Raw genomic sequence first — 22,514 nt, 5'->3', positions numbered from 1 at the left:
GCGATGGCTCAAGGCTTTTGCGGCGCAGGCCCGGGATAATCCGCTCCCATGAATACCTCCACCAGCGCCGCCCAGGCCTCTGATTCCACCGCTTTCTCGGCGCTGCCCCTGTCCCCCGAAATGCTGGCCAACCTCCAGCAGCTCGGCTATGCGCAGATGACGCCCATCCAGGCCGCCAGCCTGCCGTTGACCCTGCAGGGCAAGGACCTGATCGCCCAGGCCAGCACCGGCAGCGGCAAGACGGCTGCCTTCGGCCTGCCCATGGTGGACCGCCTGAACCCGCGCTGGTTTGCCGTCCAGGCCCTGGTGCTGTGCCCCACGCGCGAACTGGCCGACCAGGTCGCCACCGAAATCCGCCGCCTGGCGCGTGCGCAGGACAACATCAAGGTCGTCACCGTCTATGGCGGCGTGCCCTCGCGCAACCAGATCGCTTCGCTGGAAAACGGCGCGCACATCGTCGTCGGTACACCCGGGCGCGTGATGGATCTTATGGAGCGCGGCAAGCTCGACATCGGCAACCTCAAGACCCTGGTGCTGGACGAGGCCGATCGCATGCTGGACATGGGCTTTCTCGGCGACATCGAAACCGTGGTGCGCCAATGCCCGGCGGATCGTCAGACCTTGCTGTTCTCGGCGACCTACCCCGAAGGCATTGCCTCGCTGGCCAGCCGCTTCATGCGCGATCCTCAGACCGTCAAGGTCGCGACCCAGCACAGCGCCGGCAAGATCGCACAGCGCTGGTACGAGGTTGGCGCTCGTGACAAGGTGGACACCGTTGCCAAGCTGCTGGCGCACTTCCGCCCCGAGTCGAGCATTGCCTTTTGCAATACCAAGCAGCAATGCCGCGATGTGGTGAGCGAGCTGCAGGCCCAGGGCTTCAGCGCTCTGGCCCTGTTCGGCGAGCTGGAGCAGCGCGAGCGCGACGAGGTGCTGGTGCAGTTTGCCAACAAGAGCTGCAGCGTGCTGGTCGCTACCGATGTGGCGGCGCGTGGCCTGGACATCGCCGACCTGTCTGCAGTCATCAATGTAGATGTCACGTCCGACCCCGAGGTCCATATCCACCGTATCGGCCGCACGGGCCGTGGCGATGCCGAAGGCCTGGCGCTGAATCTGGTCAGCATGGACGAGATGGGCAGCGTGGGAAAGATCGAGCAGCTGCAAGGCCGTGCTTCGCAATTCTTCCCCGTTGACGAACTCACGCCTGCCGCCGGTGGCGAGCTGCTGCCACCCATGATGACCATCCAGATCATTGGCGGGCGCAAGGAAAAGATCCGCGCCGGCGACGTGATGGGCGCCATGTGCGCGGACTTCGGCTACAGCCGCGAGCAGATCGGCAAGATCAGCGTCAACGACTTTTCCACCTATGTGGCCGTGGATCGCAAGATTGCCTCGGCGGCCTGCGCCAGGCTCAATGCAGGCAAGGTCAAGGGCAAGACCGTCAAGGCGCGGCTGCTCTAAGCACGTCAACACGTTCTAAGCACCGTCCATCAAATTGATCTCCAGCGCTTTCCCACAAAGCGCGGGATGCTCACAAAAAAGCCTTCTCGGTCACGAGAAGGCTTTTTGCTTTGGACGCCGCTTCAGCCTTTGGCGAAGAACAGCCCTGCCATCACGAGTCCCGTGGCCACAATGCCCCAGCGCAGGACATGGGGCGCAATCTTGCGCGCCACGCGCGCTCCCAGATAGCCGCCCAGGGTGGCGGCCGCCATCATGACCAGGGCCAGCTTCCACTCCACAATGCCGCCCACGGCGTAGATCACCACGGCAATCGCCGTCAGCAGGGCCGAGACCAGGTTCTTCATGCCGTTCATGGCGTTGAGCGAGGTCTGGCCCAGCAGGCCGAACAAGGCCAGCAGCAAAATGCCCAGGCCGCCGTTGAAGTAGCCGCCATAGATGGCCACGATCAGCATGCCTGCAGCGGCCTTGGCCATCGATGGGGTGGCATGAGCGGAATTCTTGCCCGCAGCCCAGGCGCGCAGCTGCGGGCCGAAGGCGAACATGGCGGTGGCGGCCAGCAGCAGCCAGGGCACGACCTTGCGGAAGGTGGCGTCGGGCGTGAACAGCAGCAGCGCCGCACCGGCGGAGCCGCCGATCAGGGACAGAGCCACCACCTGCTTCATGGACAGTCCAGGCGGGGATTGCATATCGTCCTTGAAACCCCAGGCGCCCGCCATATAGCCTGGCAGCAGGGCCACGGTTCCCGTGGCATTGGCAATCACGGGTGGCACGCCGGTGAAGACTAGTGCGGGAAGGGTCAGAAAGCTGCCGCCACCGGCGACGGCGTTGAGCGCGCCGGCCGTGAAAGCGGCGGCCAGCAAAAGGGCGAGGTGGCCCAGGTTCTCCATGTTCTTGTCTCCTGATTTTCTCTATCGGCATTGCGCCTTGTGGTTGGGGTCGATCTTAGGCGCTGGCTCGCGTCACCTCTTTTCTTTTTCTTGCGTAGTTAATTATTTTTGGAAATAAAAGAATGTGAAAACAGTATTTTGAGGAATAAGTGATTGTTTTGACAATCAACTCCTTAGTTAAGGAGTTTTGCCGTGAATCTGCCCCGTTTCTTCTCCCGCACCGCCTGGGCCATGCTGGCTGCAAGCTGTGTATCGGGCGCAGCCATGGCCCAGCAGCCGGAGTTTCCGGCGCGCTCCGTCAAGCTGGTGGTGGCCAACGGTCCGGGCAGCGCTCCGGATCTGCTGGCCCGTCAGGTGGGCAATCTGGTGGGCAGGGACTGGAAGCAGGCCATCGTGGTGGAAAACAAGGGCGCGGCCGGCGGTGTCTCGGCCGTGGATGCCGTGGTCAAGGCCCAGCCCGACGGCTACACCCTGCTGGTGGGCGGCGACAGCGCCATCACCATCATGCCCAATGTGCAGCGCAATCTTCCCTATGACGTCAAGAACGATCTGGTGCCGGTGACCAAGCTGGGCCAGTCCGACTTTGTGCTGGTGGCCAATCCCAGGAAGGGCTTCAAGACCTTGCAGGACTTTGTGGCTTATGCCAAGACCCACCCGGGCAAGATCAACTACGCCTCCTCGGGCACGGGCGGCGCCCAGCATCTGGCCATGGAGCAGTTCAAGCAGCGCGCAGGCTTTTTCGCCACGCATATTCCCTATCGCGGCGGTCCTCAGGGCCTGCAGGATGTGCTGGCCGGCCAGGTCGATGTGATGCTGATTGCGATTGCTCCGGCGCTTACCCAGATCCAGAGCGGCAAGCTCACGGCGCTGGCCGTGTCCGGCCTGCAGCGCCATGCACTGCTGCCCCAGGTGCAGACCCTGGCCGAGAGTTACAAGGGCTTTGAGGCCGGTGCCTGGTTCGGTTTGTTCGCACCCAAGGGCACGCCCGCTGCCGTGGTTCAGGCCATTGCCCAGGACACGGACAAGGCGCTCAGGGACCCCGAGCTGCGCAAGAGTCTGCTGCAGCAGGGCATCACCCCCGTGGGTGAGGGCCAACAAGTGTTTGCCAAACAGATCAGGACCGAAGATGTGCGCGTTGCCCAACTGGTGCGCAGCATTGGCCTGAGCGTCGAGTAAACGGCTTTAGGCACCAGCAGAAAAAGCGGCCGAGGGCCGCTTTTTCTTTGCTCTAGAGGACTGGGTCAGAAGCTGTAACGCAGGCCGATGGAGATTTCGCTGGCCGTCAGCTTGGCACGCATCTGCTCGTCTTGCAGGCCGCGGACGTTGGCGAAGTTGTTGGCACCGCTCTTGGCCTTGCCCATGTCGACATAGCGCCAGCCCAGATCGATGCTGAGCTTCTGGACGGGCGAATAGCTGACGCCAAAACCCACGGAATACGCCAGATTGTTCTGGGTGTCGCTGATGTACTGACGGCCCGGATTGCCCTGCCAGCCGCTGGACTCCAGACGTGCCAGGCCCAGGCCGGCCATTCCGTACAGCGAGAACTGGGAGTTCAGGGGGAAATCCTTGTATGCATTGACCATCAGGCGCTGCGAGCGGATCTGGTGGTGGTTGAAGCTGGTGGGGAAGCGGGTAGAGCCGCTGGTGAACTCGTTGTTCTTGGGCAGGGTGTACTCAGCTTCCACGCGCCAGTTCGACGGGAGCTGATAACCAAGGGCCAGAGAGCCACCTGTGGCGGTATTCGACTCGTCGCCAGGCACGAACTGGCCCAGGCCGGGGCGGGCGCTGGAGTCCATGTCGTGGGCCTGGTAGCGTGCGGAATTGATCCGCAGGGCGCCGTAGTAGCTATCGTCGGCAAAAGCGCTGCCTGCGGCAGCCAGGATCAGCAGGGGGGCAAGGCGTTGAAATTTCACGAAAAATCCTAGATCCGATTACTTCAGCAGGTCCTGCACCTTGGCCAGGGCGGCCTGTGCGCATTGGTCGTCTAGATGACCGCCGGGCGCACCGGCCACGCCCACGGCACCGATCACCTCATTGCCCACCTTCACGGGCACGCCGCCGCCCAGCAGCAGGAAGCCGGGGATGTCCTTGAGGTTGGCTGCGCCGGCGTTCTTCTGGGAGTTTTCCATGATGGCAAGCGTTGGCGCCTTGGCCGATGCCGAGGTGAAGGCCTTTTCGCGGCTGGCTGCCACGGTGTGTGGGCCGGCGTTGTCGGCACGCTGCACGGCGCGCACGCCGCCGGCGCGATCGACCACGGTGGCGGTCACGGCATAGCTGCTGGCGGCGCAGGCCGAGACGGACTGGGTGGCGATCTGGTTGGCCAGCTCCAGCGACATATTCTTTTCCGTGCGCACGGCCTGGGCGTTGGCGGTGCCGGCGGTCAGCATGGCCAGAGTCAGGGCGGCAAGTGTCAGAGTGTGTTTCATACGTTTTTCCGGGGGATGGGTATGAACGCAACTGTAGAAAAACGCCACTCGGGCGTCCATGCGGCAGGCTACGCGCCTACCTCCGTAGAACTACGGAGCGGCGTCCTCGACCAGGGCCGCGTAGCGCCGGATGAGCATGGCCAGCGAGTCGGTCTCCAGCTTGGCGAAGAGGTTGGCGCGGTGGGTCTCCACCGTGCGCGGCGAGAGCGACAGCGCGCGGCCGATCTCCTTGTTGGTGAGCCCCTCCACGATCAGGCCCAGCACCTCGCATTCGCGGCTCGAGAGCTGTGCATAACGCTCGCGAGCCTGCCGGTCGGCCTGGTGGCGCTCGCGCGAGCGCACATGCTGGCGCACGGAGGCCTGCAGCGCCTCGATGAGCAGCTCGTCATCGACCGGCTTCTCAAGGAATTCCGCAGCCCCGGCCTTGAAGGCGCGGCGGCACATCTCCACGGTTCCATGGCCCGTGAGCATGATCACAGGCTGATCCACCCCTTGCGCCACCAGCCTGTCCAGCACCGCCAGCCCGCTGGTGCCGGGCATGCGCACGTCGAGCACGATGGCGCCCACGTCGCTGCGGTCGAACTCGGCGAGAAAGACATGCGGGTCGGACCAGGTTTGGACGCGCAGGCCTACCGTGCCTATGAGCAGTGCCAGGCTGTCGCGCACGGCGGCATCGTCGTCCACAAGGTGAATCAGGGGCGAGAGGGAAGAGGTCATGTCGCGTTCAAGGCAGGTGTGCCAGCGGGAGCTGCAGATGGAATTCGGCCCCAGGCCCGTCGGCAGGCGAAGGAGAGGGGGGCGCCAAAGTGAGCTCGCCTCCCATCGCCTGCGCCAGGCTTTCCGACAGCGACAGGCCCAATCCCAGGCCGCCGGAGCGTGTGGTGTAGAACGGGGTGAACAGGCGCGCTCGCGCCTCGGGCGCCACGCCGGGGCCGGTGTCGCGCACGCTCAGCAGGACTCGCGCGCCCTGGGGGCTAAGCGTGAGGCGCAAGCGGCGCTGGCCGGGCTCGGTCTGCTCCATGGCCTGCAGCGCGTTCATCACCAAGTTGTGGATGATCTGCTGCAAGGCCACAGGCTCGGCGCGCACGGCCGGCAGGTCTGCGGGAGCATCCACCTGCACGGCAATGCTGCGGCGGCGCAGCTCGGGCTCCAGCAGGTGCAGTGCATCATGCACGGCGGTGGACAGGGGCAGAGCCTGGACCTGGCCCGACAGATCGGGCCGCTCGACCACGCGGCGCAGGCGCCCCACGACGGCACTGGCGCGCCTTGCCTGGGCCACGGCCTGACTCATGGCATGGCGCGCCATGTCCAGATCTGGCTCCTCATCGCCCAGCAGGCGCTGTGCCGCCTGGGTATTGGCCAGCAGCGCGGTCAGCGGCTGGTTGAGTTCATGCGCCATACCCGCGGCCAGTTCGCCGAGCTGGTTGAGACGGGCGACCTGGCCCAGACGCAGCAGCTCTTCTGCCCGGCGTGCGGCCACGCGCTGGCGCAGCAGGGTGCGCAGTGCGGCCAGTGCTGCAGCGCTGGCCGCCACCCAGGCCAGCATGGTGGCCCAGGGCAGCTCGCTCCAGCCCACGTCGCGCTCCAGCACCACATCGAAGGGCTGGCTCTGCGAGGCAAGCAGCTTGTGAAAGTCGTAATTCCAGCCATGCTCCAGACGCCGCCCGGCCTGCACGGTAAAGGCTTGGCCCTGATACTTAAGCCGCACGCGCACTGGACTGGTCTGGGCATCCATGGGCCACTCGTCCCAGGGAATGGTGGCATGCAGATCCAGCAGCAGGGCGTGGTCGGCGGCTGGGCCGGCAAGCGCCAGCCATACCCGGCCTTTGGGCAGGTCGGCCCAGGCCAGTTCGGCATGGCCGCTTTGCAGCGAGCGGGCCTCTGCCATATCCAGCGCGGCACCCAGGTCATGAGGCCAGTCAGCCGGCCAGCTGCTGTCCGGCAGGCGGCGCAGTACCTCGATGATCTGCGGATAGGCGGCTGGCAGGCGCGGCAGCGGCAAGGCCGCCTTGGCACTGCGGCCTTCCGCAGGTGGCTGTAGCAGGGGCAGCATGGCCATCACCGCATCGTGTTGCACGGCACGCTGGCTCAGCAGCCGATGCACGATGCGTGCATCCGTCACGAATGCATCCTCCAGGGCCAGCAACCGCGCATGCATGAGCCAGCCTGCGCCCGCAATGGCCACCAGGGCCCAGGCTAGCAGCCAGGCCAGGGGGCGGCGCCAGTGGGGGATGATCATGATGGCCGGTGTTGTCGCGGATTATTTGGCGTAAGGGTCTTCGTAACCCATCTCCTTCATGATGTCGGTCTCGTAAGCCTCCATCTCTTCGGCGTCTTCCTCGCTGGTCTCGTGGTCCCAGCCCTGGGCATGCAGCGTGCCATGCACCAGCAGGTGGGCGTAATGCTCTTCCAGGCTCTTGTTCTGCTCCTGGGCCTCGCGCTCCACCACGGGGGCGCAGAGCACCAGATCGGCCATCACGGTCGGCTCCTGCTGATAGTCGAAGGTCAGCACATTGGTCGCGTAGTCCTTTTTGCGGTACTCGCGATTGAGCTTGCGGCCTTCCTCTGTATCCACGATGCGCACCGTGATCTCGGCATCCACGGCCAGCGCATGGCGGATCCAGCGCGTGACGCGGCTGCGGCTCAGCAGTTCGCGATGGGCGGCGGCCTCGGCGCTGGGGCCGAATTGCAGCGATAGTTGCAGTTGATTTAAGGTCATTTTGGCTTTTAGCCCTTATGAGGTAAGCGCTAGTAGCTATTGATTTTGATTAAAGTTCGTCTGCCGTTGGCAGCGGGCGGGCCGAACGGGGGCTGCTGCGGTGCTTGGGCGCCGAAGTGCCTTCGGACACGCGGCCGCGTGCGTCATAGGCGTCCACAATGCGGGCCACCAGCGGGTGGCGCACCACGTCGGCGCTGGTGAAGTGGTTGATGGAGATGCCCTTGACGCGTTTGAGGACGCGCTCGGCATCGACAAGTCCGCTGGGTGCTCCCTTGGGCAGGTCGACCTGGCTCACGTCGCCTGTGACCACGGCCTTGGCGCCAAAGCCGATGCGGGTCAGAAACATCTTCATCTGCTCGGGCGTGGTGTTCTGCGCCTCGTCCAGGATCACGAAGGCGTTGTTCAGCGTGCGTCCGCGCATGAAGGCCAGCGGCGCGATCTCCAGCGCATTGCGCTCGAAGGCCTTCTGCACTTTCTCGTAACCCATCAGATCGTAGAGCGCGTCGTACAGCGGGCGCAGATAGGGGTCCACCTTCTGCGTCAGGTCGCCGGGCAGAAAGCCCAGGCGTTCGCCGGCTTCCACGGCGGGCCGGGTCAGCACGATGCGCTGCACGGCGCTGCGCTCCAGCGCGTCCACGGCGCAGGCCACGGCCAGATAGGTCTTGCCCGTGCCGGCCGGGCCGATGCCGAAGCTGATGTCGTGATTGGCGATGTTTTCCAGATACAGCGCTTGGTTGGGCGTGCGGGCGCGCAGATCGGCACGGCGCGTAGTCAATTGCGGAGCCGTCAGGTCGGCCTCCAGCATCTCGACATCGCCGGCCAGCATGAGCTGCAGCGTATCTTCTGCAATCACGTAGTCGGCGATCTCATAGAGAGCCTGAAGCAGCTCCAGCGCCTCATTGGCCTTGGCCTTGGGGCCGTCGATCTTGAACTGCTCGTGGCGGTGAGCGATCTTGACGCCCAGCGCGATTTCGATGGTGCGCAGATGCGCATCTGCCGGGCCGCAGAGATGGGTCAGGCGCGTATTGTTATGGGGTGTGAAGGTATGGCGCAGGATCACGCGGATAATTTCTCAAAAGAATCGCCGCACGGTGCGGCAAAGGATTTCAATGATAGGCAAATTGACTGGAACGCTGCTGGAAAAAAACCCGCCCGAAGTCCTGGTGGACTGTGCCGGTGTGGGCTATGAGGTGCAGGTGCCCATGAGCACCTTCTACAACTTGCCTGCCAATGGTGCCAAGGTAGCCTTGCTGACCCATTTCGTGGTGCGGGAAGACGCCCAGCTGCTGTTCGGCTTCGCAACGGCCCGCGAGCGCCAGACCTTCCGCGAACTCATCAAGATCACCGGCATAGGACCGCGCATGGCACTGGCCGTGCTCAGCGGCATGAGCATCGATGATCTCGCGGACGCGGTATCGCAGCAGCAAGCAGGGCGATTGGTCAAGGTGCCCGGCATCGGCAAGAAGACCGCCGAGCGGCTGCTGTTGGAGCTCAAGGGCAAGATCGGCGCGGATACCGGTGCGCAGTCGCTGTTTGCCAATAACAACGACCAGAACGATATTCTGCAGGCACTGATGGCGCTGGGCTACTCGGACAAGGAGGCCTCGGCCGCCCTCAAGAAACTCCCACCCGATGTAGGGGTGAGCGAGGGCATTAAGCTCGCGCTCAAGGCTTTGACCAAATAGCTTCGCTGGCCCTGTGCCAGTCTGATCGTGAACTGCAGGAGAACACGATATGCATTGGTGGATACAGGGCAGGCGCATTCCCTCTCTATGCGCAAGCCTGATGCTGGTGGTGCTGACCGCTTGCGGCGGCGGAGGGGGCGGAGGCAGTGTTCCGGACCCAGGCCCTGGCGGCGCAGGTGTCGGTAACGGCGGCGGCAATGGTGCGGGCGTCGCAGAGACCAGTCCTCCGCCGGGTCCGCCCACGGCCTATGTGCTGGATTCGCTGATAGTGCCTGCCGCCCAGACTGCGGCTTCGGCCAGAGGCGTGGCCGTGGCATCCGTGGCCGTGCGACCCAAGGCCGTCGATTTGGCATTGCCGCAGTGGAACGACGCGCCTTTGCCGGTCATGCCCATGCCTGGTGTGCCCATGCAGATCGGGGCGCCGCGGGCGCTGTCTTCGCTGCAGTCCGCAGGCGACATGGCACGTACGTTGCGATGGGCCGGGGCACCGGACGGCGGACAGGTGGCGGCGATCAGCATCACATCGACCGGCGCCCATGGCCTGCGGCTGGGGCTGGTGGTCGATGCCATGCCCGATGCCGCCGAGCTCAGGCTGTACCGCAAGGATCGCAGCAAGACCGGGTTCGAGACCACGGGCAAGGCCATCAACGAGGCCATTGCGCGCAACCGTCGCGCCGACGGCGACACCCGGGCGGCTGGCATCTGGTGGACCCCCGACCTGGGCGCCGATGAGGTCACGCTGGAGATCGCACTGCCTGCGGGGCTGTCGACATCGCAGCTGCGCATTGCCATACCCACGCTCACCCATGCCTATGTCAACCTGGCTTTGCCCGTGGAGCTGGAGCTGCGCGATAGCCTTGTGCCCAGAAATGTGGGCGATGCCGCGGGTTGCGAGCTCGATGCCAGCTGCGCCGATCAGTACGCGGTCGAGCGCAATGCCGTGGCGCGCATGACCTATGTGGGCCCCGACAACCGCTACTACTACTGCACGGGCTCCCTGCTGAACAATACCAAGCGGGACTACACGCCGTATTTTCTATCGGCCAGTCACTGCATCTCGACGCAGGCAGCCGCCACTTCGCTGCGCACGGACTGGTTTTTCCGTTCGGCAAGCTGCAATAGCTTCGAGCCGAATGCAAGCACCTTGGCGCTGCAGCGCGGTGCCACGCTGCTGTATTCGACCGCTGTGACCGATGCCACGCTGATGCGACTCAATGAGGTGCCACCTGCCGGTGCGACGCTGGCCGGCTGGGATGCGAGAGGAACGGCGGTGACGGGGACGGCCATCTACGGACTGCATCACCCGCAGGGCGACTTGCTCAAATACAGCGAAGGCCAAGTGCAGAGCTACAGAAACTGCAGCCTGGGCGCCGGCAGCATCACCTGCAGCCCGGGCAATGCCCAGAGCGATTTTGTGAACGTCGGCTGGAGCAAGGGCGTGACCGAAGGCGGCAGCAGTGGCTCGGCCATGTTTGCGGGCGGACGCGTCGTGGGCACGTTGTCCGGCGGTAGCAGCTCGTGTACGGTCAGCGGGGGCTCCGACGTCTACAGCCGCTTCGACCGGACCTTCAGCAGCCAGATCGGAAACTGGTTGGCGCAGTGACCGAGGGCCGGGCAGGGCCTATTTCCCCTGCAACTGCCTGACGGCCGCCTTGGTCTGCTCCACATGGGCCAGCGGGTCGCTGCTGACAAGGGCGAACTTCACCTTGCCGTCCTGGCCCACCACATAGGAGATGCGGTCGGCCCTGGCAGGGTTGGCGGCAGCACCCGCGTCATAGGCCTTGATGGTGACGGCCCGAGGGTCCGATGCCACGGCGAACTGGTCGCGGCAGGCCTCGGTGGAAAAGCGCTTGAGGGTGTCGATATCGTCATGTGACATGCCCACCACCGTGGCTTTCATGGCCGCGAACTGGGGCGTGGCTTCGGCAAAGGCATGGGCTTCCAGCGTGCAGCCCTGGGTGAAGGCCTTGGGGAAGAAATACAGCACCACCGGCCCTTTCTTGAGCGCCTCGGCCATATCGAAGTCAAAGGCCTTGCCGGCAACGGCTGCGGGCGTCTTGAAGCCAGGTGCTGCATCGCCGGCCTTGAGCGCAGCCTGGGTAGCGACGGACAGGCAAAGCAGGGCGGCCGTACAGGCCAGGGTGTGAATACGCATGAAAAAGCTCCTCGGATCTTTGCCGTCATTGTGCGCAAAGCCAGGGGCCGGCCGTCAATGTGGAGCACTACAACTGTGGGATTTTGTTTTCCCCTGTATTTTTAATCAGTGTCCCTGTCATGCTTGGGGCACAATTGCCGCCATGACGATTCATGTGGACGAATTTGCGGCCAGCCCCGCACCTGCACGCAAGGCCAGAAGCGCGGCCGCCGACCCCGAGGCGGCTGCGCCGCGCATGGTCTCGGCCGGGCATTCGTCCCAGGGCGAAGAGGCGCTGGAGCGTGCCCTGCGCCCCAAGCAGCTCGACGAATATGTGGGCCAGGCCAAGGCGCGAGAGCAGCTCGAGATCTTCATCGGCGCTGCCAAGAAGCGCAGCGAGGCGCTCGATCATGTGCTGCTGTTCGGCCCGCCGGGCCTGGGCAAGACCACGCTGTCCCACATCATCGCTGCCGAGTTGGGCGTGAACCTGCGCCAGACCAGCGGCCCGGTGCTGGAAAAACCCAAGGATCTGGCGGCGCTGCTCACCAATCTCGAGCCCAACGATGTGCTGTTCATCGACGAGATTCACCGCCTGAGCCCGGTGGTCGAGGAAATCCTCTACCCGGCGCTGGAGGACTATCAGATAGACATCATGATCGGCGAAGGTCCGGCTGCACGCTCCATCAAGCTCGATCTCCAGCCATTCACGCTGGTGGGCGCGACCACGCGCGCCGGCATGCTCACCAACCCGCTGCGCGATCGCTTCGGCATCGTGGCACGGCTGGAGTTCTATACCTCGGAGGAGCTCTCGCGCATCGTCAGGCGCAGCGCCGGACTGCTCAATGCGCCGATTGACGCGGAAGGCTGCTTCGAGATCGCGCGTCGCTCGCGCGGCACTCCGCGCATTGCCAACCGTCTGCTGCGCCGCGTGCGCGACTATGCCGATGTCAAGGGCGACGGCCGCATCACGCGCGAGATTGCCGACAGGGCGCTGGCCATGCTCGATGTGGACCCCCAGGGCTTTGACATCATGGACCGCAAGCTGCTCGAAGCCGTGGTGCATCGTTTCGATGGCGGCCCGGTAGGTCTGGACAATATCGCCGCCAGCATTGGCGAGGAGTCGGGCACCATCGAGGACGTGATCGAGCCCTATCTGATCCAGCAGGGCTTTTTGCAGCGCACGCCGCGCGGGCGCATGGCGACCCAGGCGGCGTACCGCCATCTCGGATTGCCGGTGCCGGGCGACGACGCTTCCTGAGCGTCGCAGGCCTGTTGTCTCATTCCTCCGTGCCGGCGTTCCAGAAGGCCTGGAGCACGCCGGGCAGGGCCTCGATGGCGGCTATCACGCTGTCCAGCTCGTCGGAGTCCACCGAGGTGGCGTAGAGCATGGCCTCGATCTCGGTGTCCTGCGGGCCGAAGGCATGGGTTTCCACGCCGCGCACGGGGTAGCTGGCGTTCTCCAGCAACTCCAGCATCTGCTCGCGCACATCGCCCTGAGCCCCCCGGTGGCAGATGGCATAGACGTAGTAGGTCGATTCCGTCGATTCGTCATTCACCGGGCGGCGGTTGATGCGGTTGACCACGGGACGCAGCAAGGTGTTGCTGGCCAGCACGAACAGCGTGGCCAGGCCGGCCTCGGCCACCAGGCTGGCGCCCGCGCAGGCGCCCACGGCGGCGGAGCCCCAGAGCGTGGCCGCCGTGTTCAGCCCGGTGATGTTGGCCCCTTCCTTCATGATGGCGCCCGCACCCAGGAAGCCCACGCCGGAGACCACGTAGGCCACCACGCGCGTGGCGCCCTCGGCTCCGCCCAGGCGCACGGCCAGGTCAACGAAGACGGCCGCGCCCACGGCAACCAGGGTGTTGGTGCGCAGCCCCGCCGTGCGCTGGCGCACCTGGCGCTCCAGGCCGATGAGGGCGCCGAACACGAAGGCCGTGGTCAGGCTGACGAAGGTGTCCAGCATGGCGCCGGGGTTGAAGTTCTGGAGGGCCTGCATGGGGTTCCGGGCTTTCCTGGTGAATGTGTTGAAGGGGGCATCACTGCCAGCCGTAGCGGCGGATGTAGACGCGCTTGAGCAGCGTGGCCAGGCAAGCGTATCCCAGCAATATGGCAATCATCCACGGAAAGTAGGTCGGCGGCAGCGCCTCCAGCTTGAAGTAGCCGGCCAGCGGCCCCATCGGCAGGAAGATGCCGGCCGCCATCACGGCCGCCGTGGCCAGCAGCAGCGGCCAGGACGGGCGGCTTTGCAGGAAGGGGATCCTGGGCGTGCGGATCATGTGCACGATCAGCGTCTGCGTGAGCAGCCCGATGACGAACCAGCCCGACTGGAACAGCGTCTGCTGCTCGGGCGTGTTGGCCGCGAAGACAAACCACATCAGCGCGAAGGTCAGGATGTCGAACAGCGAGCTGATGGGCCCGAAGAAGAGCATGAAGCGACCCAGGTCCTGAGGGTTCCAGCGCAGCGGCTGGCGCACCAGCTCGTCGTCCACGTTGTCGAAGGGGATGGCGATCTGCGAGAGGTCGTACAGCAGGTTCTGCACCAGCAGGTGCAGCGGCAGCATGGGCAGGAAGGGGATGAAGGCCGAGGCCACCATCACCGAGAACACGTTGCCGAAGTTGGAGCTGGCCGTCATGCGGATGTATTTCAGCATGTTGCTGAAGGTGCGCCGGCCCTCGATCACGCCCTGTTCCAGCACCATCAGGCTTTTCTCCAGCAGGATGATGTCGGCGGCTTCCTTGGCGATGTCCACGGCGCTGTCCACGCTGATGCCGATGTCGGCCGCACGCAGGGCCGGAGCGTCGTTGATGCCGTCACCCATGAAGCCCGTGATGTGGCCGTTGGCGCGCAGCGCGTGCACGACGCGCTCCTTGTGCAGCGGCGTGAGCTTGGCGAACAGCTGGAACTGCTCCACTGTCTGGCGCAGCTTCTCGTCGCTCATGTGCTCGATCTGTGTGCCCAGGATGATGTGGTCTGCGGGCAGGCCCACATCGCGGCAGACCTTGGCGGCCACCAGCTCGTTGTCGCCGGTCAGCAGTTTGACGGCAACGCCGTGCGCGGCCAGGGCGGCCAGCGCCTCGGCCGTGGTTTCCTTCGGTGGGTCCAGGAAGGCGATGTAGCCGATCAGGGTCAGCTCCGACTCGTCGGCCACGCCGTAGTCGCTCTTCTGCGGTGGCACTTCTTTCATGGCCACGGCGACCACGCGCAGGCCCTCTCGGTTGAGCTCGCGCGTCACGCGGCGCACGCGGGCCAACTGCTCCTCGTCCAGCGGACGTGTGCTGTCGCCCTCGCGCAGGTGGGTGCAGGCGCCCAGGATTTCCTCGACCGCGCCCTTGCAGATCAGCTCGTGGTGGTGGTTGCGCTCGGCCACCACCACGGACATGCGGCGGCGTTCGAAGTCGAAGGGGATTTCGTCCACCTTGCGGTAGTCCTCGGCCACGCGCATCTGGGTGTGCAGTTCCACATGCTCGAGCACGGCCCGGTCCAGCAGGTTCTTCAGGCCGGTCTGGTAGTGGCTGTTGAGGAAGGCAAAGCGCAGCGTCTCGTCGCAGGGCTGGCCAAAGGCGTCGGTGTGACGTTCCAGCACGATGCGGTCCTGGGTCAGCGTGCCGGTCTTGTCGGTGCACAGCACGTCCATGGCGCCGAAGTTCTGGATGGCGTCCAGCCGCTTGACCACGACCTTGCGGCGCGACAGCACCACGGCGCCCTTGGCCAGGGTGGAAGTCACGATCATGGGCAGCATCTCGGGCGTCAGGCCCACGGCCACGGACAGCGCGAACAGGAAGGCCTCGGCCCAGTCGCCCTTGGTGTAGCCGTTGATGAGCAGCACCACGGGCACCATCACGGCCGCGAAGCGGATCAGCAGCCAGCTGACGCTGTTGACGCCGGTCTCGAAGGCCGTGGGCGCACGCTCATTGGACGTGACCCTCGTGGCGATGGTGCCGAAGTAGCTGCGGTTGCCCGTGCTCAGAACCACGGCCAGCGCCGTGCCCGAGACCACGTTGGTGCCCATGAACAGCAGGTTGCTGGCGTCGAGCACGCCTGCGCCATTCGAGGCTCCCGCGTCGGCGCGCTTTTCCACAGGCAAGGATTCGCCGGTCATGGCGGACTGGCTCACGAACAGGTCCTTGGCGCTGAGCACGCGGCAGTCGGCGGGAATCATGTCGCCGGCCGACAGCACCACGAAGTCGCCGGGCACGACCTCGCACAGCGGCACCTCGTAGCGACGCGCCTGCTGGCCGAAGCCGCTGTGCTGGGCGTCGGGGGCCTCGGCGTCGGCTGGCAGATGGGTGCCGCCGTTGCGGCGCAGCACCGTGGCCGTGCTGCTGACCATGGCCTTGAGCCGCGCGGCGGCGCGGTTGGAGCGGCCTTCCTGCACAAAGCGCAGCAGCGTGGATAGCAGCACCATGGAGGCGGTGACCACCGTGGCCTTCATGTCCTCGGTGACATAAGAGACCACGGCCAGCAGCGTCAGCAGCAGGTTGAAGGGGTTGCGGTAGCAGTACCACAGGTGCAGCCAGGCGGGCAGGGGCTTTTCGTGCTCCACCTCGTTGGGACCGAAGCGCGTGAGCGCAGCACGGGCCTGCTCGCGCGTCAATCCGTCCTCGCTGGAGCCGGTGCGCGCCAGCACGGTGGAGATGTCGTCGCGCGAGGCGCGCAGCAACTCCCGCGTGAGGGCGGGAGACACCGAGCGGTGCACAGCCGTGCCCGAGGGCAGGGCGTTGCGCCGAAACAGCCCCAGGGCGTGGCGGCTGCGCAGAAAGGCTTGGAACAGGTGCTTGAGGTTTTTCATGGCGACCTCCCCGGTGGCTCAGGCCTGGCTCGAACGAAGGGTGGTGCGCAGCCAGTGCCAGTTGCGCTGGCAGGCGCACAGCAGGCGGCGGCGCAGTGGCAGGCGGGCCACGGTGGCCGACTGCAGCCATTGGCGCCGGGCATGGGCGGGCAGATGGCGGTACACCTCGGCGCGCTCCTGCGCCGCCAGCAGGGACAGAATGTCGGCCTGCTGGCGCTGCGTGAGCGCCACGAGGGCATGGGCGAAGAGGTCAGGACCGTGCTGCTGCAGCAGGGTGTGCAGTTGTCCGGTGTGGCGTGCCGCAATGGCGGCTTGCAGTGCCAGCTGCAGTGTGCTGGTGCGGGACGTGCTGGCGCGTGGGGCGGCGGGAGTGGCGCGCAGCGGGGTGATGATGTGTTGCATGGCGGGCTTCTTTCATTGCGGCCGAAAGAAGCCCGGCACTTGTCCGTCAATGGACGTGCACGGGCCTCCCGGCCGGGGCCTTGGGAAGGAATGGACAGGCCGCAGGCGTGCGCGGCCGGACATCAGGGACGAAGTCAGGGCAAGATCGACTCGGATCAGGGTCCATGGCGGAACTCCTTTCTGACGGATGGGCGGGGAGGGCGGCTGCGCGCGCTCAGCGTGGCTGCAGGCTCAGGAAGCTGCGGATGCGGTGCGTGGGCCAGCTGGTCTGTAGGTCCAGGTGCATGGCATGCTCCATGGCAGATGGGGCCTGTGCCTGCATCTGTGCCTGGGGCGCAGCCATGCACGGGCCGGCGGCGCCAGGGCGAGGTGCGGCCGCAGCAGGCTGCAGGCGATGCATGGCGGGGCGAACGAACGGTGTGGTCATGGCTTTCTCCTTGGCGAACCAGGAGGACCGCCGTGAAGCAGGGCCGTCAAGCGGCGTGGGCAGGGGCAGCATCAAGGCAGCCACTGACACGCGGTCAGTGAAAAGCAGCGCCTGGAGTCTGAGGTGCATGAGCGGCATGCTGTAGGCACGCGCCATGACCCTGATGCGCCGGCCGGGCGCAAGGATCCAAGGGGAAACGCAGCAATGGATGAGAGCCGACCGACATGGCCGCCCCCATCACGGGAGTCGGTCAGTCAGCCTGCAGCGAAGCCATTGCGGCGCGCTGTTTGTCACTGGTTGAACTGGCACTGTCCACGGGGGACTCCTGAAATTGCGATCTGGCAATTATCGGCCCAGACCGGGTTCAGGGTCAACCCTAGGTGGTTTTCAGTTGCAATTGCGGCTGGGCCTGGCGGCTTGCAGGCTCGGCCCATTGGCGCACACAGCCCCAGACGATCAGGGCCTGTGCGGTGTAATAGCTGCCGAGCACGCTCACCGACGACCAGGGCAGAGGCTGCACAAAACGATTGATGGCCAGGATGGAGTCGCTGAGCATGAAAAAGCTGGCGCCCAGTGCGGTCAGTAGCGCGGGACGGCTTTGCAGGAGTTGGTAGCGTCCCCAGGCCTGCGTCGCCATCAAGGCGATGACGCCGACATAGGCGGCCACGGGCAGACGCAGGGCGGCAGGCAGGCCATGGGTCCAGAGAAAGACATACATGGCTGCGCCGATTGCAGCCACCAGCAGTAGAGCGCGGCGGTCGGCAAACCAGGGCATATCGAACTTGAATAGCGCAACGTAGCAGACATGGGCCAGCAAAAAGCTGACCAGACCGGGAATGAACAGACTGGATGGCAGCTGTCCGTCCAGCATCAGGAAGACATCGCCAGCCATGGAAAAAACAATAGCTGCCAGCAGCAGTTGAACATGCTTTTGAGGCAGGTTTTGCATTGATCTCATTGTCTGAATTGCGCAGGAAGCTATGTATGTAAGAGCAAAAACCATGGTGGCAGGCTTGAACAGCCAATGCCATTGCTGCAGACCGAGCGCTGCCGTGGCCGTGGCCAGTGCGCCGCTTTGCAGCATCAGTGCCAGCCACAGACTGATGCGTCCCTGCATGGCAGCGCCCAGAGCCCATTGCCCGGTGAGGAGCACGCCGAACCAGATCAGATTGGCGGCCGGCGGTGACTGGTCGGCATGCCAGAGAAAGACCGAGGTGCCCGCAACCAGTGCTGCAAACTGCAGGCCGGCAAACCAGCGCAGCGCAGTGCTCATGGGAGGCGAATAGATGATTCGGTGCTCGTCCAGATCGAAGACGGGCCTGGGAAATCGCTGAGCCACATCGGCTGGCCGCCAGCCCGGCGGCTTGAACCAGACGCGAAGCTTGTCCAGCCAGCTGCGTGCATGCCAGCTGTCATGCGCCAGCTGGCGGTAGACGCTGAAGTTGGCCCAGAGCGGGTCCCAGCTCTTGAGCAGGCCGCGTGTGCCGTAGACGCAGGGCTCCTCGTCGTCCTCGGTCTTGTAAGTGCCGAAGAGCCGGTCCCAGACGATGAGAATGCCGCCGTAGTTCCGGTCCAGATAGCGCTCGTTGACGGCATGGTGCACGCGGTGATTGCTGGGCGCGCAGAACCAGCGGTCGAACCAGCCCAGCTTCCTGACCTGCTCGGTATGCACCCAGAACTGGTAGAGCAGGTCGATCAGCCCGACCACGGCAAACACCAGTGGCGGCACGCCTGCCAAGGCCATGGGCAGGTAGAAGATCCAGCCCAGCAGCGCGCCGGAGCTGGTCTGGCGTAGCGCGGTGGAGAGGTTGTAGGCCTGGCTTTGGTGGTGCACGGCATGGGCGGCCCAGAGCACGCCCACTTCGTGGCCCATGCGGTGCAGCCAGTAGTAGCAGAGGTCGTAGAACAGCAGGGCCAGCAGCCAGCCCGGCAGGCTGAGCCAGAAGGCATCGGCCTCGATCAGAGCCACATGGCTGGCCACGACGGTGTAGATGCCCAGCGTCAGCAGCTTGGTGAAGACGGCGCTGGTCTGGCTCAGGATGCCCAGGTTCAGCGAGCTGATGGCATCGGCCAGCGCATAGGCATTGCGCCCGCGTCTGAGGCTGATGATCCATTCCACGGCAATCAGTGCGAAAAAGACCGGCGTGGCCAAAACGATGACTTGGCTGGGGGAGAGCATGGTCATCGATTGTGGGCAGGGCGTGGCGCACGGCGCCTCGCATCTTCCCTAGTTGCGGCTCTTGGCGCGGGCGCTCACAACCGTATGCCGCGCTTGTGGATCAACGCGCCCCAGCGCCTGGTCTCCACGGCGATAAGCTCGGTGAAGCGTGCCGCATCCAGCGCCAGGATTTCCGCATCGGTGGCTGCCAGCCGCGCGCGCACTTCAGGCATCGCCAGCGCGCGCTGGAACTGCTGGCTCAGCCACTCGACCACCGGTGTGGGCGTCTTCGCCGGTGCGGCAATGCCGTACCAGGACTGCACCAGAATATCGGGATAGCCGGCCTGTGCGATGGTGGGCACCTCGGGCAGCGAGTGCGTGCGCGCTGCGGCGTTGACAGCCAGAGCCCGTACCTTGCCGGACTGGATCAGCGGCAGCACCAGACTCTGCGAGATCAGCGCGAACTGCAGCAGGCCGGAGCCCAGGTCCAGCAGCGCCGGCGGCTGGCCCTTGTAGCTTACGTTGGTCAAGCGGATTCCGGTGCGCTCGAAGAACAGTTCCTGTGCCAGGTGGATGGAGCTGCCGGTGCCGGGGTTGGCTGCGTTGAACTCGCCCGGTCTGGCGGCAGCCAGCGCGACGAACTCCTTCAGCGTCCTGGCAGGCACCGTGTCGTGCACCACGAACACCGTCGGCGGCGCGGCCACGCCGCACACTCCCACGAAGTCCTTGCTGCGCGCCTTCATCTCAGGCATCAGGTGCTCGCCCACCGCGAGGATCGGCGCTACGCCCAGCAGCGTGTAGCCATCGGCCGGGGCCTTGGCCACCGCATCCAGGCCGATGCGGCCATCGGCACCGGGACGGTTCTCGATCACGATGCGTTGCGGCAGTGCGTTGGACAGCGGGTCGCAGACGGCGCGCAGCACCACGTCGACGACGCCGCCTGCGGGGTAGGGCACCACGATGCGGATCGGTCGATCGGGGTAGCCGTCCGGGCTCGGAGCGGTGCCGGCGCGGGCCATGCCGGGCACCAGGCCGGCCAGCAACAGGTGAAGGTGGAATTGCCGACGGTCCATGCTTGTCTCTCCGGTTCTAGGCGATGTAACTCGCCATTGATTGCAGGGCCTGGCGTGTCTCGGTCACCAGGCGGTCCATCACGGCTGCCACGGGCTCGATTCCGCGCAGCCAGTGCACGCTCTGCCCCGCAGCCTCGTACATCAGCGGCCCGATCTGGTGCTGTTCCACCGCCGCCAGCAGATCGCCGGTGAGAGCCTGCTGGTAGGGCATGGACAGTGGCTCGGGTGCTCCGGGCTGTGCCCAGGCGTCGCTGAACGCGCTGCGCAGCACGCGGCAGGGCTTGCCGCTGTGGGCGCGCGTGATCACCGTGTCTTCGCTGTCGGCCGCGATCAGCTTCTTCGCCAGCGCCTGCGGCATTTCGTGCTCGCGCGTGCCCAGCCATAGCGTGCCCAGCCAGGCACCCTGCGCGCCCAGTGCCAGCGAGGCAGCCACCTGTGCCCCGGTACCGATGCCGCCGGCCGCGATGACTGGCCGGCCCTCGGCTGCCGCCACGATCTGCGGCACCAGCGTGAAGGTGCCGATGGGCCCTGTGTGGCCGCCCGCGTCATAGCCCTGGGCCACCAGGATGTCGGCCCCGGCTGCGATCGCCTTCTGCGCATGGCGCACGCTGCCGACTAGGGCGATGGTGTGCAGGCCGCGCGCCTTGATGCGTGTCAGCGCCTCCACCGGCGTGCCGACGCCGGCGGCAAATACATCGATATCGCTGCCCGCAATGGCGTCCACCTGCTCCTCGAACAAGCTTTGCGAGCGTACGTATTGCGAGAAGAAGTTGCCCTCGGTGGCCGGCGGCACGTCGTATTGCCTGAACAGGCCCTGCACGAAATCCCTGTGCTCCTGCGGCAGCGCGGCATCCACGGCTACGCGGTCGTCGTGTTCGGGCAGGCCGGTGGGCAGCAGCAGGTCCACGCCTACCGGGTGGTCGGGGCACAGTTCGCGCAGCTGGCGCAGCTTCTTCTGCAGCTCGTGCGGGCCGTCACGCGCGGCGGCATAGACGCCCAGCCCGCCGGCCCGCGAGATCGCGGCGGCCACTTCGATGCGGTGGGCCAGACCAAAGATGGGCAGGCGTATGCCCAGCCGGCGACAGAGGTCGTTGGTCAGTGCATTGTTCATGTCCACAGCTCCGGCTCCATGTCCAGGCAAGGGTGCTGCGGCAGCGCGGCGGCGCGCCGCAGCACATGGCGGCCGATCAGCGTCTTGTGAATCTCGCTGGTACCTTCGCCGATCTGGTTCATCTTGGCGTCGCGCAGGAAGCGCTCCAGCGGGAAGGCCTTGAGGTAGCCGTTGCCGCCCAGCAGTTGCAGGCAGTCGACCACGATACGCATGCACAGGTCGGTGGCATGCAGCTTGGCGATCGATGCATGGATGGCCACGTCGGCATCGCCTGCGTCGTAGCGCTGCGCGGTGCTGTAGACCAGACAGCGTGCGGCCTCGATCTGGGCCGCCATCTCGGCTACCATCCACTGGATGCCCTGGTGCGCACCCACCGGCTGCCCGAAGACCTGGCGCTGGTTGGCGTACTGGGCGGCAATCTGCAGCGCACCTGCGGCGCGGCCCAGCGCGATCGCAGCGTGGCCGATGCGTGCGCGCAGCAATGTGTCCTGAGCCAGCGCCATGCCTTCGCCTTCCTTGCCGAGCAGGTGCTCCGGCGCGATGTGCACGTCGTCGAAGCTGACCAGCGCAATCGGCACGCCGTACCAGCCCAGCTTGGGAATCACCGGCGATACCGTGATGCCGGGCGTGTCGCACGGCACGACGAAGGCGCTCAGTCCGCGGCCGCCGCCGGGTCCGTCGGCCTGGCGCGCCACCACCACGAACATGTCGGCTACGTTGGCGCGCGTGATGAACTTCTTCTGGCCATTGAGCGTCCAGCCGCCCTGCGGCGCTGGCGCATAGTGCGCTCCCAGCCGCGCCACGTCGCTGCCTGCGCCGGGTTCGGTCAGTGCGAAGGCCGACTGGCGTGCGCCGCTGGCCAGGTCGGGGATCAGCGCGCTGCGCAGCGCCTCGCTGCCGCCGGCCACGATGGGGCGCGAGGACAGGTCGGTGCCTGTGACCAGAGAAGCGGCCGTCGAACACACAGACGCTACTTCCTCGATGATGCGCACGCGCAGCATCATCGACGCCTCGCTGCCGCCGTGCGCGCGCGGGAACGCGGTGGCGACTATGCCTTCGCGACATAGCAGCCGGAAGGTATCCCAGGCGAAGACGTCCTGCTGCGCCACGCGGTCGGCGTCCGGACCGATGCGCTCGGTCACCAGAGTTTTCACGCGCTCAAGCAGAGCGGCTTCATCGGGCGATAGGCGCACAAGCGGGTGGTGGGGTTCGGGAATCGACATGGGGTCTCCTTTGTTTCAGATCT

Annotated in this window: 21 protein-coding genes; 5 read left to right on the top strand and 16 right to left on the bottom strand. The window is 65.6% G+C overall.

Translation table 11 applies throughout. The features are described from left to right. Positions 1 to 48: 48 nt before the first annotated feature. Positions 49 to 1,458 (top strand): ATP-dependent RNA helicase DbpA, encoded by a 1,410-nt coding sequence (dbpA, locus tag FSY45_RS05210; RefSeq protein WP_046460520.1) that lies wholly within the window; start codon positions 49 to 51, stop codon positions 1,456 to 1,458. A 122-nt stretch (positions 1,459 to 1,580) separates the two neighbouring features. Here the strand turns inward: dbpA and FSY45_RS05205 are convergent, their stop codons facing one another. Continuing rightward, a complete protein-coding gene (locus FSY45_RS05205; RefSeq protein ID WP_046460521.1) occupies positions 1,581 to 2,345 on the bottom strand; it encodes a sulfite exporter TauE/SafE family protein in 765 nt (254 codons plus the stop codon). A gap of 192 nt (positions 2,346 to 2,537) precedes the next feature. Between FSY45_RS05205 and FSY45_RS05200 the strand changes: the two genes are divergently transcribed. Next, positions 2,538 to 3,521: a tripartite tricarboxylate transporter substrate binding protein gene (locus FSY45_RS05200; protein WP_046460522.1), complete on the top strand. Its 984-nt coding sequence runs from the start codon at positions 2,538 to 2,540 to the stop codon at positions 3,519 to 3,521. 65 nt (positions 3,522 to 3,586) lie between these two features. Here the strand turns inward: FSY45_RS05200 and FSY45_RS05195 are convergent, their stop codons facing one another. The 6 genes from FSY45_RS05195 to FSY45_RS05170 all read right to left on the bottom strand — a co-directional run bounded on the left by FSY45_RS05195 (position 3,587) and on the right by FSY45_RS05170 (position 8,550). Continuing rightward, positions 3,587 to 4,258 carry an outer membrane protein gene (locus FSY45_RS05195; RefSeq protein ID WP_046460523.1) on the bottom strand — a complete coding sequence of 224 codons (672 nt, stop codon included), beginning with the start codon at positions 4,256 to 4,258 and terminating at the stop codon, positions 3,587 to 3,589. Positions 4,259 to 4,276: 18 nt separating this feature from the next. Next, positions 4,277 to 4,771, bottom strand: a complete 495-nt coding sequence (locus FSY45_RS05190; RefSeq protein ID WP_046460524.1) for a heme-binding protein — start codon at positions 4,769 to 4,771, stop codon at positions 4,277 to 4,279. Positions 4,772 to 4,861: 90 nt separating this feature from the next. Beyond that, positions 4,862 to 5,488: a response regulator transcription factor gene (locus FSY45_RS05185; RefSeq protein ID WP_003068724.1), complete on the bottom strand. Its 627-nt coding sequence runs from the start codon at positions 5,486 to 5,488 to the stop codon at positions 4,862 to 4,864. Between the two features lie 7 nt (positions 5,489 to 5,495). After that, on the bottom strand, positions 5,496 to 7,010 hold the full coding sequence (locus FSY45_RS05180; RefSeq protein ID WP_046460525.1) for a sensor histidine kinase: 1,515 nt from the start codon (positions 7,008 to 7,010) through the stop codon (positions 5,496 to 5,498). Positions 7,011 to 7,031: 21 nt separating this feature from the next. Then, positions 7,032 to 7,490 (bottom strand): rRNA maturation RNase YbeY, encoded by a 459-nt coding sequence (ybeY, locus tag FSY45_RS05175; RefSeq protein WP_046460526.1) that lies wholly within the window; start codon positions 7,488 to 7,490, stop codon positions 7,032 to 7,034. Between the two features lie 49 nt (positions 7,491 to 7,539). Continuing rightward, the gene (locus FSY45_RS05170; protein ID WP_003068731.1) at positions 7,540 to 8,550 is read right to left on the bottom strand and encodes a PhoH family protein; all 1,011 of its coding nucleotides are present in this window, start codon (positions 8,548 to 8,550) and stop codon (positions 7,540 to 7,542) included. A gap of 49 nt (positions 8,551 to 8,599) precedes the next feature. Between FSY45_RS05170 and ruvA the strand changes: the two genes are divergently transcribed. After that, the gene (gene ruvA, locus FSY45_RS05165) at positions 8,600 to 9,175 is read left to right on the top strand and encodes a Holliday junction branch migration protein RuvA (protein WP_003068733.1); all 576 of its coding nucleotides are present in this window, start codon (positions 8,600 to 8,602) and stop codon (positions 9,173 to 9,175) included. A gap of 49 nt (positions 9,176 to 9,224) precedes the next feature. Beyond that, entirely contained in the window at positions 9,225 to 10,778 is a 1,554-nt protein-coding gene (locus tag FSY45_RS05160) for a serine protease (protein ID WP_003068735.1), read from the top strand. Between the two features lie 18 nt (positions 10,779 to 10,796). On the opposite strand, the gene FSY45_RS05155 is transcribed toward FSY45_RS05160, so the two are convergent. Then, positions 10,797 to 11,330 carry a peroxiredoxin gene (locus FSY45_RS05155; RefSeq protein ID WP_046460527.1) on the bottom strand — a complete coding sequence of 178 codons (534 nt, stop codon included), beginning with the start codon at positions 11,328 to 11,330 and terminating at the stop codon, positions 10,797 to 10,799. Positions 11,331 to 11,472: 142 nt separating this feature from the next. Between FSY45_RS05155 and ruvB the strand changes: the two genes are divergently transcribed. Further along, positions 11,473 to 12,567: a Holliday junction branch migration DNA helicase RuvB gene (gene ruvB / locus FSY45_RS05150; protein ID WP_003068741.1), complete on the top strand. Its 1,095-nt coding sequence runs from the start codon at positions 11,473 to 11,475 to the stop codon at positions 12,565 to 12,567. 19 nt (positions 12,568 to 12,586) lie between these two features. Here ruvB and FSY45_RS05145 read toward each other — a convergent pair whose 3' ends face one another. From FSY45_RS05145 to FSY45_RS05110, 8 genes are all read right to left on the bottom strand, one after another. Further along, positions 12,587 to 13,303 carry an MgtC/SapB family protein gene (locus tag FSY45_RS05145; protein WP_003068744.1) on the bottom strand — a complete coding sequence of 239 codons (717 nt, stop codon included), beginning with the start codon at positions 13,301 to 13,303 and terminating at the stop codon, positions 12,587 to 12,589. A gap of 40 nt (positions 13,304 to 13,343) precedes the next feature. Next, positions 13,344 to 16,097 carry a magnesium-translocating P-type ATPase gene (gene mgtA / locus FSY45_RS05140; protein ID WP_148747954.1) on the bottom strand — a complete coding sequence of 918 codons (2,754 nt, stop codon included), beginning with the start codon at positions 16,095 to 16,097 and terminating at the stop codon, positions 13,344 to 13,346. Between the two features lie 18 nt (positions 16,098 to 16,115). Next, a complete protein-coding gene (locus FSY45_RS05135; protein ID WP_046460529.1) occupies positions 16,116 to 16,499 on the bottom strand; it encodes a hypothetical protein in 384 nt (127 codons plus the stop codon). Positions 16,500 to 16,713: 214 nt separating this feature from the next. Next, positions 16,714 to 16,926, bottom strand: a complete 213-nt coding sequence (locus FSY45_RS05130) for a hypothetical protein (RefSeq protein ID WP_034362932.1) — start codon at positions 16,924 to 16,926, stop codon at positions 16,714 to 16,716. Between the two features lie 376 nt (positions 16,927 to 17,302). Continuing rightward, positions 17,303 to 19,105 (bottom strand): lysoplasmalogenase family protein, encoded by a 1,803-nt coding sequence (locus FSY45_RS05125; RefSeq protein ID WP_046460603.1) that lies wholly within the window; start codon positions 19,103 to 19,105, stop codon positions 17,303 to 17,305. A 74-nt stretch (positions 19,106 to 19,179) separates the two neighbouring features. Next, the gene (locus FSY45_RS05120) at positions 19,180 to 20,157 is read right to left on the bottom strand and encodes a tripartite tricarboxylate transporter substrate binding protein (protein ID WP_046460530.1); all 978 of its coding nucleotides are present in this window, start codon (positions 20,155 to 20,157) and stop codon (positions 19,180 to 19,182) included. A 16-nt stretch (positions 20,158 to 20,173) separates the two neighbouring features. Beyond that, complete coding sequence (locus FSY45_RS05115) at positions 20,174 to 21,268, bottom strand: nitronate monooxygenase family protein (protein ID WP_046460531.1); 1,095 nt, start codon at positions 21,266 to 21,268, stop codon at positions 20,174 to 20,176. Then, on the bottom strand, positions 21,265 to 22,491 hold the full coding sequence (locus FSY45_RS05110) for an acyl-CoA dehydrogenase family protein (protein WP_046460532.1): 1,227 nt from the start codon (positions 22,489 to 22,491) through the stop codon (positions 21,265 to 21,267). The genes FSY45_RS05115 and FSY45_RS05110 overlap by 4 nt, the downstream gene beginning before the upstream one ends. Positions 22,492 to 22,514: the final 23 nt, after the last annotated feature.

Origin of the sequence: Comamonas sp. Z1 (assembly GCF_008121555.1) — a bacterium.
In the GTDB taxonomy this organism is placed as follows: domain Bacteria; phylum Pseudomonadota; class Gammaproteobacteria; order Burkholderiales; family Burkholderiaceae_C; genus Comamonas; species Comamonas thiooxydans.
Note: the sequence above shows the minus strand (reverse complement) of the source record. Positions and strands in the feature narration are given on the sequence as shown.